This is a genomic window from Streptomyces sp. NPDC048331 (genome assembly GCF_043201215.1).
GTDB lineage: Bacteria > Actinomycetota > Actinomycetes > Streptomycetales > Streptomycetaceae > Streptomyces.
In genome coordinates, this window is the sequence record NZ_JBICYT010000007.1 from 186,084 (window position 1) to 198,705 (window position 12,622).

A 12,622-nucleotide genomic window follows, 5' to 3' on the forward strand; every position below is an offset into this window, starting at 1 on the left:
CTCTACGTGTGGCTTTTACGCGTGGGTCGTACGAGGTCAGCGCGCGGCGGTCCGCCGCAGGGCCTCGACCGCGCCGCCCCCGGTGTGCAGGGCGAGCGGCGAGAACTCGGCGACGGTGTCGCCCAGGCGCTGCGGCCGTGAGTCGGAGCTCGGGCGCCGACCCCCACGGCCCTCACCGAGCACCTGCCAGCCTCCGTGGGTGAGCGTGATGTACGCGCCGCAGCGCAGGCCGTGCAAGGTGCAGGCATCGCGCAGCCCCCACATCCACGCCCCGTCCTCCTCGGTCCAACGCTCGTCGCCCTCACGGCAGTAGAGCAGCACGGCCGTCCGTACCGGGGTCCGCCGCCGCAGGTCGTGCGGGAGGACCCGGCGCAGCCGGGACAGCAGGGCGTTGCGGTACTCCCAGCCGTCGGCCGAGGTCGAGCGCTGCACGAAGGAGGCGCTCGCGACGAGCTGCTCCTCCGGGCCGAGGACGGCGATGACGGCGGTGGAGGGAACGGGGCTGTGCCGGGAGTGCAGCCCGCTGACGACCTCGCGCGGATTGCGGAGCAGTGGAATGCCCGCCGCCGTCCATTCCGAGGGTTCCAGCAGTCTGCCGTGCCGGCTGGAGCCGCCGGTGGCTGTCGCCAGGGACGTGGTCGGGGGCGGCGCGAATCCGAAGGTCACGGTCCTCCCTTCGGGTACACGCCCGCGAACGGGCACGGTGGAGTCAGGGCGCGCCGCAGCACGGCCCAGGAGGGTGCCGAGGAGCCGAGCGGGAGCACCCCAATTCTCGCGTGGCTTCCGAGCATGCGGCAACGAGCAATTGACGCCGCCGACCGGAATTCGCCGGTATGCCGTTCATATCCTTGCCCCGCCACGCCGAAGATGACGCATTCGGCTAGCCCTGAAGCGCCAGCACCAGCGGGAACACCTCTTTCGCGCCTGCTTGCCGCAGCAGCCGGGCGGCCACCGCGATGGTCCACCCGCTTTCCGTACGGTCGTCCACGAGCAGCACCGGCCCCGCGGACCGCGCGAGCGCGTCCGCGAGCGCCGGGGGCACGGTGAGGGCCTGGTGGAGCCCTCGTACCCGCTGCGCGCTGTTCGAGGACACCGACCCGAACTCCGGTGCCTGGTCCGTGTAGGCGAGCGTGCCCAACAACGGCATCCGCCCGATCTCCGCGATCCGCGCGGCCAGCGAACCGATCAGCTGGGGGTGGCTGCGCGAGGGCAGGGCGACCACGCCCGCCGGCCGGGCCGGCGCGTCCGGAGCGCCCGAGGCCCAGCCGCCCGGGCCCCGGGCCCAGTCGGCGAGCACCGCGACCACGGCCTGCGCGACGTCGTCCGGAACCTGCTGGTCCGGAGCCTGCGGGGCCAGCATCGGGCGCAGCCGGTTGCCCCACCCGATGTCGGACAGCCGACCCAGCGCCCGGCCCGTCGAGGCCTGCTCCCCGGCGGGGATGCGCCCCTTGAGGTCGACCCCGACGGCCGCGAGCCCGGTCGGCCACATCTTGCGCGGCTCCAGCTCCACGCCCGGTCGGCCGAGTTCACCGCGGGCGGTGTCCAGCGCGGTGCCGGAGACCTCCGCCGTGAACCGGGCCCCGGCGCAGTTGTCGCAGCGGCCGCACGGCGCCGCCTCCTCGTCGTCGAGCTGACGGCGCAGGAACTCCATCCGACACCCGGTGGCCGCGGCGTAGTCGCGCATGGCCTGCTGCTCCGTCGCCCGCTGGCGGGCGACCCACGCGTAGCGCTCGGCGTCGTAGACCCAGGGCTCGCCCGTCGAGGTCCAGCCGCCCTTGACCCGGTGCACGGCGCCGTCGACGTCGAGCACTTTGAGCATGGTCTCCAGCCGGGTGCGGCGCAGATCGACCAGCGGCTCCATGGCCGGCAGCGACAGCGGTCGGCCGGCCTGCGCCAGGACGTCGAGTGTGCGGCGCACCTGCTCCTCCGGCGGGAAGGCCACCGAGGCGAAGTACTGCCAGATCGCCTCGTCCTCCCGGCCGGGGAGCAGCAGGACCTCCGCGTGCTCCACACCACGGCCGGCGCGGCCGACCTGCTGGTAGTAGGCGATGGGGGAGGAGGGCGACCCCAGGTGCACCACGAAGCCGAGGTCGGGCTTGTCGAAGCCCATCCCGAGGGCGGAGGTCGCCACCAACGCCTTGACCCGGTTCGCCTGAAGGTCGTCCTCGGCCTGCTGGCGGTCGGCGTTCTCCGTCTTTCCGGTGTACGAGGACACGGTGTGCCCGCGGTGGCGTAGGTAGGCGGTGACCTCCTCGGCGGCCGCCACCGTCAGCGTGTAGATGATCCCGGAGCCGGGCAGCTCACCGAGGTGGTCGGCGAGCCAGGCCAGCCGGTGCGCCGCGTCGGGCAGGGTCAGCACGGCCAGACTCAGACTCTCGCGGTCCAGCGGTCCGCGCAGCACCAGGGCGTCCGTACCGGCCCCGGTGCCGAGCTGTTCGGCGACGTCGGCGGTCACGCGGGCATTGGCCGTCGCGGTCGTGGCGAGCACCGGGACCCCTGGCGGCAGGTCGGCCAGCATGGTGCGCAGGCGCCGGTAGTCGGGGCGGAAGTCGTGACCCCAGTCGGAGATGCAGTGCGCCTCGTCGACCACGAGCAGGCCGGTGGCGGCGGAGAGCTTGGGGAGGACCTGGTCGCGGAAATCAGGGTTGTTGAGCCGTTCCGGACTCACCAGCAGGACATCGACCTCACCCGCCGCCACCTCGGCCTGGATGCCCTCCCACTCCTCCGGGTTGGCGGAGTTGATGGTCCGGGCGTGGATCCCGGCCCGGGCCGCGGCCTCGACCTGATTGCGCATCAACGCGAGGAGCGGGGAGACGATCACGGTGGGGCCGGCGCCGTTCGCCCGCAGTAGGGAGGTGGCGACGAAGTACACCGCGGACTTGCCCCAGCCCGTGCGCTGCACCACCAGCGCCCGCCGCTTGTGCGCCACGAGGGCCTCGATCGCCAGCCACTGGTCCTCACGCAGCCTGGCGGCGCCCGTGGGGTCGCCCACGAGGCGGGCTAGTACGGAGTCGGCCGAGGACCTCAGGTCTGCGTTCATGCCCCCATGCAACCCGATGCCTCCGACATCGCGCCAATGCCGCTCCGAGCCTGTGGACGGCGGCGACAGGAGCGGGCGGGAGTTATCCACAGGGCTTTCGGGATCGGATCATGCGCGGGACCTTCGTGGCATGACGAACAACCACGAAGCACGCACCCCGTCCGACCGGCCCTCCATCAGCCCGGCCGGAGCTGCCACCGGACCCCAGATCACCCTGCGCAGCCCGGCCGAACTGGCCGACGCGCTGCCCTACATGCTCGGCTTCCACCCGAGTGACTCCCTCGTCATGGTCGCCGTGCACGGCGAAGGCGGACGCTTCGGCGGTCGCCTCCGCGTCGGTATCCCCAGCTCGCCCGCGGAATGGGAGGACACCGCCCGACAGGTCGCCGAGTGCCTGATCAGGGGCAGCGAACGACGCGGCGGCAAGCCGGACGGCATCGTCGTCTACCTCTGCCAGGAACCGACCGGGGAGGAGAGCGGGCGGCGGGTGATGACCCGGCTGCGCCCCCTCGCCCAGCGGATCCGGCTGGCCTGCGGCGCACTGGACGTGCCCGTGCTGGAGGCCATGTGCCTGTCGGAGGGGCGGTTCTGGTCCTACGTGTGCCCCGACGAGCGGTGCTGCCCTGCTGAGGGCAGCAGGCTGGCCGCCGTCGGTACCTCGGTGCTGGCCGCCACGGCCACCTTCGCCGGACTCCAGGTCAGGGGCTCCCTCAAGGAGATCGAGAGCAGGTTGGCACCGCTGCGCGGTGCCGTGGCCGAGGAGGCGGAACAGGCTCTGGACCGGGCCGCCGCCGCCCTGATGCCCAGGATCCTCGACGGGGCCACCCGCGAGGAGGTCGGTACGGAGACCATCGCCCTGGCCAGGACCCTGATGCGGCGCATGACACTGGCCCCGCCCGTCGAAGGCGGCGCCCACGCCGACGACTGGGACGACGCGCTGCTCGGCCACGACGAGGCCGCCGCACTGATCCTCGGCCTCCAGGACCGCGAGATCCGCGACGTCGCCGCGGAATGGATGGAGGACGAGGAGGCGGCTCCGGCCCTGCGGCTGTGGCGGGCCCTGGCCCGGCGCTGCGTCGGCGCCTACGGCGAGCACGCGGCCGCCCCGCTCACCCTCGCCGGCTGGGTCTCGTGGTCCACGGGCGACGAGCCGACCGCCCGGATCGCCTTCGGCCTGGCCCTGCGGGCCGACGCCGAGTACCGCTTCGCCCAGCTGCTCCACCACGCCTGCAACGAAGGGATCGACCCCGAAGGGCTGCGGCAGTGCCTGCGGGAGGAGCGGCGCCGCCGGGAGCCCCGGCGCGGGCGCCCCTCCGCCGGTACCCGCCCTCCCGGCCGACGGGACCGCGCCACCCGACGTGGAACGCGCCGTACCGCGGGGAGCGAACAGTGAGCGCGCACCGGTCCACCTCCTCCGGCGGCCCGGTACGCCTGCTCCGGTACGCCCTGGGCCTGGGCCGGCGCCGTGGGCGCGACGCCGGGCACGCCCGGACGGCGCCCCCGACCGTGACCCGGGCGGGGTCGGGGGCGTTCAGCTGTGGGGTGGTGGGGGTCCGGCCGCGCCGCCGCCCAGCCGAACCGACCGGAGCGCAGACAAGGCGACACATGTCTCACCCCGCACCTCCCCGCCCACCCGGCGTGCCCGCCGCGCGCAGATCCGAACTGCCGCCCGTGCACGATGCCGTCATCTGCGTCTCCGCGCCCTGTCTGGCCATTTCACCGGAGCACGGCCAACTGACCGGGCAGGGGATCGACGGGATCTACCGCTCCGGGCGCCGGCTGCTCTCCCGCTGCGTGCTGCGAGTCGGCGGCCGGGACCCGGTCGCCGTGCAGGGGCGCAGCCTCGCCGCCGATCGGGCCGTCTTCACCGCGACCGTGCGCACCGGAGCCGAGCCCGGCCCCGACCCCGACATCGGTGTGGAACGGGTCCGGCAGGCGGACGGCACCGAGCGGATCACCCTGCGCAGTTTCACGGCCCGGCCGGTGCGCCTGCCCGTGGAGGTGCTGCTCGGCACCGACCTGGCGGAGCTGGCCGCCGTGGCCGCCGGTCGGGCCGGGCCGGAGCTGCCCGCCGGGGTGCACGCCGCCGGGCTGCGCTGGAGCACCGGCGAGGCCCAGGCCGTGACCGCCGCCGAGCCACCGCCGGACGACGCGCTGGCCTCGGCGGGGCTGCTGCGCTGGCAGCTGGACCTGGCTCCCGGCGAAGCCCGCACCATCGAGCTGCGGACCACGCAGCACCGGGTGGGTCGGGCGCCGGCCGGGCAGGTGGCGAACCCGCTGGCCGACGCCCGGGCCGAAGGGGACGATCCGAGAGCCGAGGCATGGTTCCGGACCAGCGTCGAGGATCTGGGTGCGCTGCTCCTGCGCGACCCCGAGGGGCCGGGCGACGCCTTCGCCGCGGCGGGAGCGCCCTGGCGGCTGGGCCTGGCCCCGGCGGAGTCGCTGTGGGCCGCACGGATGGCGCTGCCCCTCGGGACCGGTCTTGCCGCAGCCACCTTGCGCATCCTCGCCCGCACCCAGACCGAGGGTCCGGGGCCGGACCTCGGGAAGATCCCGGGCCCGCTGCGCGGAGCGGGCGCGCAGCTTCCACCGGGCTGCACGGGCACCGAGGCGACCCTGGCCTTCCCCGTGGTGCTGGCCGAGGCCCGGCTCTGGGGCATGCCGGAGGAGGAGGTGGCCCGGCTGCTCCCGGCCGCCGAACGGTGCCTGCAGTGGCTGCGGGGCGCCCTGGGGGAGGACGGCTTCCTTGCCGACCCCGACCCGGGTCCGCGTCGCTGCGAGACCCAGGCCCACGCCCATCGGGCCGCCGTGCTCGGCGCCGACCTGCTCGCCGCGTGCGGGCGGCCCGGAGCCGAGGAGTGGCGGGATCGGGCGGCCGGGCTGCGGGAGCGGTTCCGGGCCGGGTTCTGGATCGACGGTCCGGACGGCGGCCGCCCCGCCTCGGCCCTCCACCCCGACGGAAGGCCGTTGCCACGGCTGACGGGGGCCGCCGCCCACCTGCTCGACACCGGACTGCTCGGTGGCGGTCGGCTCGCGCCCGGGCTCTTGGACCGCACCCGGGCCGAGCAGCTCGCCCGACTGCTCGGAGCCCCCGCCATGGACTCCGGATGGGGGCTGCGGAGCATGGCGTTCAAAGAGCCGGGATACAACCCGTTCGGCCACCGCTCGGGCGCCGTGCGGGCGTACGAGAGCGCGGTGGCCGTGGCCGGCCTGGCCCAGGCAGGTTTCGAGAAGGAGGCCGCGGGCCTGCTCGGTGGCCTGCTGGACGCGGCGGAGGCCTTCGGCTACCGGCTTCCGGAGATGTTCGGGGCCGAGCAGCGCACCACGGGCAGCGCCCCCGTACCGCACCCGGCGGCCTGCCGCCCGGCCGCCGTGGCCGCGGCGGCCGGGATCCACGCGCTGACCGCCCTCGCCGGAATCCGCCCCGACGCCCCCATGGGCACGGTCGCCCTCGCACCCCTGTCCGGAGCCCCGCTGGGCGGGCTCAGATTCTCGGGGCTCCGGATCGCGGGGGAGCCCTTCGCCGTCCGGATCAGCCGGCTCGGCCTCGGCATGGTGGAGGAGGCGGCCGATGCGCTCCAGTTGGGTGGCTGAGCACGCACCCCGTTCCGGCCGGGCCGTCCGCCCGATCGAAGGCCCCCGCCTCCGGGGCGCTGTCTTCAAGGTCACCAAAGCGCTGTTTATCGTCAGGCAGACGACTATGATCGCGGCATGTCGCCCTACGACCCGTCGGCCTATCCGCCCTTCGCCGTCACCGTCGACCTGGTCGTGCTCACCGTGCGGCGCCACGCGCTCTGCGCGCTGGTGGTCCGGAGAGGTGAGCAGCCGTTCCAGGGCCGCTGGGCGCTGCCCGGAGGTTTCGTCCGCGGGGACGAGGACCTGGCGGGGGCCGCCGCCAGGGAACTCTCCGAGGAGACCGGCCTCTGCGCCCACGACCCCGCCCTACCCGGCGCGGGCAACGGGGCACACCTCGAACAGCTGGCCACCTACGGCGATCCGAAGCGGGATCCGCGGATGCGCGTCGTCAGCGTGGCGCACCTGGTGCTGGCTCCGGACCTGCCTGCGCCCCGGGCCGGGGGCGATGCGAACAGCGCGCGCTGGGCTCCGGTCGACGAGGTGCTGGCCGGCAGTGACGAGGACGCCACGGGACTCGCCTTCGACCACGCCCGGATCCTCGCCGACGGTGTGGAGCGGGCCCGCTCGAAGATCGAGTACTCCTCGCTGGCCACGGCCTTCTGCCCGCCGGAGTTCACCGTCGGAGAGCTGCGCCGGGTCTACGAGGCGGTCTGGGGAGTGTCCCTCGACCCGCGCAATTTCCACCGCAAGGTCACCGGTACCCCCGGATTCCTGGTACCTGCCGGAGGTACGACGACCCGTCAGGGTGGGCGTCCGGCCCAGCTGTTCCGGGCGGGCGGGGCCACTCTGCTCAACCCGCCGATGCTGCGTCCGGAAGTCTGACACCGCGGCGTACGAGGCACCCGCGCCGGGGCCGGGGCCGGACCCGCCGTCCGGCAGGGGCCCGGGGTGGCAGTATCGGCATCCCATCGGACCGGTTGCGCTGAATATCGGACATATCGCGTTATCTTGCTTGGGGTACCCATCCTGCCGCTGAGCGGTCTCACCCCCCGCGAGAGAAGCGATGCTCCAGGCCATCGGACTCACCAGCAAGCCCCGCCCCGACGCCCCGCCCCTCGTGGACGACCTCACCTTCGAGGCCCGCCCAGGGCATGTGACCGCCCTGCTCGGCGAGCCGGGTTCGGGCAAGACCACCGCACTGCGGCTCATGCTCGAACTCGAACCGGGCCGCGGCGTCACCTACTTCCGCGGCCGTGCGCTGCACCGGATCCCGCACCCCGGCCGTGAGGTCGGAGTGCTCCTGGGCGACGTTCCCGGCAACCCCGCGCGGACCGTCCGCAACCAGCTGCGGATGCTCTGTGCCGCCGCGGGGGTGCCCGCCTCCCGGGCCGACGCGATGCTGGAGGTCGTCGGCATCGCGGGACTGCGGGACCAGCGGCTCGGCTCGCTGTCGCTCGGCATGGAACGCCGGGTCGCACTGGCCTCGGCCCTGCTCGCCGATCCGTGCACCCTGCTGCTCGACGAGCCGGGTGCCGGACTCTCCCCACGCGAACGCGCCTGGCTGCACGGCCTGCTGCGCGGCCACGCCTCCCTCGGCGGAGCGGTGCTCTTCACCACCGACGACGCCAAGGAGGCCGCCCGGAGCGCCGACCGCGTCGTCAGCATCGACGCGGGCCGGCTCGTCGCCGACCAGGACGCGGCCGAGTTCGCCCGGACCCGGCTGCGGCCGAGGGTCGCCGTGCGCACCCCGCACGCGGCCCGACTGGCCGACGTGCTGGGCCGTGAGGCCCGGGCCGCCCGGCGGGCGGTGGAGATCGTCGCGGAGAGCGGCAGCCGCCTCTCGGTGTACGGCAGCAACTGCGCCGAGGTGGGCGAAGCGGCGTTCCGGCACGGCGTGCTCGTCCATCAGCTCGCCGACGAGACGGGCGACGCCGGAGCTTCACCTGCGGTCCCGGCCGCGCGCACCGCTGCCGGAACCCCGCCGGAACCCGGCGCGGCCCGTACGGAGACCGCCGCCGAGACCGCCGCCGAAACAGCCGCCGAGTCTCCCGGCGAGCACCCCCGGCAGATCCGCTCCGGGCGCCCGGCCTCGACCGTGCGCCGCGTGGGCGGCCCGCTGCGGCCCCTGCGTTACGAATTGCTCCGGGTCTTCGGGACCGCCACCCCCGTTCTCACCGCCGCGCTGGTCGTCACCGTCTCCGTCCTCACCGCCTTGGTCCTGGCCCGGGCCGGGCAGACCCCGCAGAACCGGCTGCTCGCCGCCTGGCCCGAACTGCTGCCGCTGCCGCCCGCCGCCCTGGGCGCGGGACTGCTCGGCGCGCTGGCCTTCGGTGAGGAGTACCGCTACCCCGCACTCGCCGCCGACCGGGGCACCGTGCCCCGCCGGATGGGACTCCTCACCGCCAAGCTGGGCACCTGCGCAGCCCTCGCCCTGCTGCTGGGCGCCCTGACGGTGGCCGCCGACGCCGCCGCCCTCGCGCTGGTCTTCGACAGCGCCCCGCTGCGCACGCCGGTGGAGTGGCTTTCCCCGGCCGCGAGTTGGGCCGGGCTGCTCATCGGCTGTGCCTGGGCCGGAGTGCTGGCCTCCGGCGTCTTCCGGTCCGCGACCGCGGGACTGGCCGCGGTGCTCGCCGTACCGGTGATGGTGGTTCCGCTGGTGCGCAAGGCGCTGGAGGGCTCGTCCGCGTACCCGTCGACCGGGCTGGCGGCCCGGCTGCGCGGCCTGACCTGGGGGCAGTGGCCGCCGGAGGTCGACCGCCTGCTGGTGGGTGCCCTCCGGGTGATGGCCCAACCCGTGGGGACCGCGCTGGTGTTGTCGCTGATGGTCCTGTTGTGCGCCTATGGGTTCACCGGACTGCGCAGCCGGGTCCGTTGGTGATCGTTCCGGTTCGGGAGAAGTCGCGGAGGGGACCGATGCGGTCCGTGTCACGTCAAGCGGACCGCAACTCCCCGCAAAAGGCCCGATTCTTTACGATAAGTCGTCAATTGCGTAGGTGGCACCGATCACCCTTTCGTGTGCTTTTCACCAAAGACCTCAAGGGTCATGGAGGCACGGCCGACAAAGGATTCGTGAGTACCCTTGCGCACACCATGATGACCGCCGCCCGCCACGCCGACTCCGGCCTCGCCGGCCCGGGCGAACTCGACCGCTACCCCTACGCGGAGACCCCCGGGTCCGACCGCGTCGGAGCACCCCACTGGGACGGCGCCGATGTCGAGTTGAGCCGCGTGGGCCGCCGAGCGGCAGGCAGCCGCGGACGCGGACTGCACGGCCAACTCGTCCAGCAGCTCGGCCAGATGATCGTTTCCGGTGACCTCGGTGCGGACCGTCCGCTCGTCCCCGAGGAGATCGGCCAGCGTTTCGAGGTCTCCCGCACGGTGGTCCGCGAATCGCTGCGGGTCCTGGAGGCCAAGGGCCTCGTCAGCGCCCGCCCCAACGTCGGCACCCGGGTCCGTCCCGTCGCCGACTGGAACCTGCTCGACCCCGACATCATCGAATGGCGCGCCTTCGGCCCGCAGCGCGACGACCAGCGCCGCGAGCTCGGTGAGCTCCGCTGGACCATCGAGCCGCTCGCCGCCCGCCTCGCCGCCGGCCACGGCCGCCCGGACATCCAGCAGCGCCTCGCGGACATGGTCGAGATCATGGGCCACGCCCTCGGTCAGGGCGACGCGATCACCTTCGCGCGCGCCGACAACGAGTTCCACGCGCTCCTCATCCAGGTCGCCGGAAACCGCATGCTGGAACACCTCTCGGGCATCGTCTCCGCCGCCCTCCAGGTCTCCGGGAGCCCGATCACCGCCTGCGACCGCCCCAGCGAGACCTGCGTCGCGCACCACGCGCGGATGGTCGAGGCCCTGGCCGCGGGTGACGCGACGGGTGCCGAGAACGCCATGCGTCAGCTCTTGACGGTTCATCCGGAGGTCGAGCGCGTGGTCCCCGCCCCGCGCGAGCACTGACGGGCGGACGCGCGGGGCGCGGGGCGCGGAGGTGCAGAACATGTCGCCGGGCCCGGTCGGGTCCGGCGACACCGGCGTGAGGCCCCGTTTCGTGGTGGTTCGGCCTCTGCGACACGCCGGGTTCGACCACAGGAGCGGCACTCCTGAGTACGGGGTGTGACTCGGGCCACGAAGATTGGGCGTAACGCTCTGCGAGGTCACGCGATGACGTAAGAGGTGATGGCCGACGGAGGGAAGACAGCAGCCCTTGGGGGTGCTGTGCAGCTCCCCGGCCCCTGCCCGCGCCGCCGGCCCATCCCCGGTCGGTGGTCGTCGGCTCCGGTCCAGCACCACCAGGCCCGGGGTCGGAAGCCGTTCCCATCGTTCCGAGAGGTTGTTCGTGTCGGCCAGCACATCCCGTACGCTCCCGCCGGAGATCGCCGATTCCGAGTCTGTGATGGCGCTCATCGAGCGGGGCAAGGCCGAGGGGCAGATCGCCGGCGATGACGTGCGTCGGGCCTTCGAGGCTGACCAGATTCCTGCGACCCAGTGGAAGAATGTTCTGCGCAGCCTCAACCAGATCCTCGAGGAAGAGGGTGTGACGCTGATGGTCAGTGCCGCGGAGTCGCCCAAGCGCGCCACCCGCAAGAGCGTCGCAGCCAAGAGCCCTGCCAAGCGGACGGCCACCGAGACCGTCAAGAAGACGGCGGCCAGGACGACGGCAGCGCAGCCCGCAGCCACCGCGGTCCCGGAAGCCGGGGCGGCGGATCCGGAGACCGTGGACGCGCTCGCGGGAGAGCCCGGAACGGAGCCCGCCGCCAAGAAGACGGCGGCGAAGAAGACGGCGGCGAAGAAGGCCGCGCCGGCCAAGAAGACCGCGGCCAAGAAGACGGCGGCGAAGAAGACCGCCGCCAAGAAGGACGCGGACGAGGCGGGCGAGGACGAGACCCCCGACGAGGGTCCCGACGCCGCCAAGGGCGAGGCCGAGGAAGAGGAGGAGGGCGGGGAGAACAAGGGCTTCGTCATCTCCGACGACGAGGACGACGCCCCCGCCCAGCAGGTCGTGGTCGCGGGAGCCACCGCCGACCCCGTCAAGGACTACCTCAAGCAGATCGGCAAGGTCCCCCTCCTCAACGCCGAGCAGGAGGTGGAGCTCGCCAAGCGCATCGAGGCGGGTCTGTTCGCCGAGGACAAGCTGGCGAACTCCGACAAGCTGGCGCCCAAGCTCAAGCGCGAGCTGGAGATCATCGCCGAGGACGGCCGCCGCGCCAAGAACCACCTGCTGGAGGCCAACCTCCGCCTCGTGGTCTCCCTCGCCAAGCGCTACACCGGCCGCGGCATGCTCTTCCTGGACCTGATCCAGGAGGGCAACCTGGGTCTGATCCGCGCGGTCGAGAAGTTCGACTACACCAAGGGCTACAAGTTCTCGACCTATGCGACGTGGTGGATCCGCCAGGCGATCACGCGCGCCATGGCCGACCAGGCACGCACCATCCGTATCCCGGTGCACATGGTCGAGGTCATCAACAAGCTCGCCCGTGTCCAGCGTCAGATGCTCCAGGACCTGGGCCGCGAGCCCACCCCGGAGGAGCTGGCCAAGGAACTCGACATGACCCCCGAGAAGGTCATCGAGGTCCAGAAGTACGGCCGCGAGCCGATCTCCCTCCACACGCCGCTCGGCGAGGACGGCGACAGCGAGTTCGGTGACCTCATCGAGGACTCCGAGGCGGTCGTCCCGGCCGATGCCGTGAGCTTCACGCTGCTGCAGGAGCAGCTGCACTCGGTGCTCGACACCCTGAGTGAGCGCGAAGCCGGCGTGGTCTCGATGCGCTTCGGCCTCACGGACGGCCAGCCCAAGACCCTGGACGAGATCGGCAAGGTCTACGGGGTCACCCGTGAGCGGATCCGCCAGATCGAGTCCAAGACGATGTCGAAGCTCCGGCACCCGTCCCGCTCCCAGGTGCTGCGCGACTACCTGGACTGATCCGGGACTGATCGGGATCGGTCGGCTTTCGGCGGCGCCGGCCGCCGCCGAAAGCCGATGGTGAGGACAGGGCGACGGTGGCCGCG

General features: G+C 73.4%; 8 protein-coding genes. 6 read left to right on the top strand and 2 right to left on the bottom strand.

Going from position 1 to position 12,622, the window contains the following annotated elements; all coding sequences use genetic code 11:
* Window positions 1–36: 36 nt before the first annotated feature.
* Both ACGFYY_RS13860 and ACGFYY_RS13865 read right to left on the bottom strand, forming a co-directional pair.
* Window positions 37–666 carry a hypothetical protein gene (locus tag ACGFYY_RS13860; protein WP_365272303.1) on the bottom strand — a complete coding sequence of 210 codons (630 nt, stop codon included), beginning with the start codon at window positions 664–666 and terminating at the stop codon, window positions 37–39.
* Between the two features lie 214 nt (window positions 667–880).
* Window positions 881–3,040 carry a RecQ family ATP-dependent DNA helicase gene (locus ACGFYY_RS13865; RefSeq protein WP_365272300.1) on the bottom strand — a complete coding sequence of 720 codons (2,160 nt, stop codon included), beginning with the start codon at window positions 3,038–3,040 and terminating at the stop codon, window positions 881–883.
* Window positions 3,041–3,170: 130 nt separating this feature from the next.
* Here ACGFYY_RS13865 and ACGFYY_RS13870 point away from each other — a divergent pair, with 130 nt between their 5' ends.
* The 6 genes from ACGFYY_RS13870 to ACGFYY_RS13895 all read left to right on the top strand — a co-directional run bounded on the left by ACGFYY_RS13870 (window position 3,171) and on the right by ACGFYY_RS13895 (window position 12,536).
* Entirely contained in the window at window positions 3,171–4,433 is a 1,263-nt protein-coding gene (locus tag ACGFYY_RS13870) for a DUF4192 domain-containing protein (RefSeq protein ID WP_365272297.1), read from the top strand.
* Between the two features lie 212 nt (window positions 4,434–4,645).
* On the top strand, window positions 4,646–6,634 hold the full coding sequence (locus ACGFYY_RS13875; protein WP_393709180.1) for a glycogen debranching N-terminal domain-containing protein: 1,989 nt from the start codon (window positions 4,646–4,648) through the stop codon (window positions 6,632–6,634).
* Window positions 6,635–6,751: 117 nt separating this feature from the next.
* A complete protein-coding gene (locus ACGFYY_RS13880) occupies window positions 6,752–7,498 on the top strand; it encodes an NUDIX domain-containing protein (RefSeq protein WP_365264152.1) in 747 nt (248 codons plus the stop codon).
* Between the two features lie 181 nt (window positions 7,499–7,679).
* On the top strand, window positions 7,680–9,494 hold the full coding sequence (locus ACGFYY_RS13885) for an ATP-binding cassette domain-containing protein (RefSeq protein ID WP_393709183.1): 1,815 nt from the start codon (window positions 7,680–7,682) through the stop codon (window positions 9,492–9,494).
* A gap of 191 nt (window positions 9,495–9,685) precedes the next feature.
* Window positions 9,686–10,573 carry a FadR/GntR family transcriptional regulator gene (locus ACGFYY_RS13890; protein WP_314248682.1) on the top strand — a complete coding sequence of 296 codons (888 nt, stop codon included), beginning with the start codon at window positions 9,686–9,688 and terminating at the stop codon, window positions 10,571–10,573.
* Window positions 10,574–10,952: 379 nt separating this feature from the next.
* Window positions 10,953–12,536 carry an RNA polymerase sigma factor gene (locus tag ACGFYY_RS13895; protein WP_393709185.1) on the top strand — a complete coding sequence of 528 codons (1,584 nt, stop codon included), beginning with the start codon at window positions 10,953–10,955 and terminating at the stop codon, window positions 12,534–12,536.
* Window positions 12,537–12,622 lie beyond the last annotated feature (86 nt).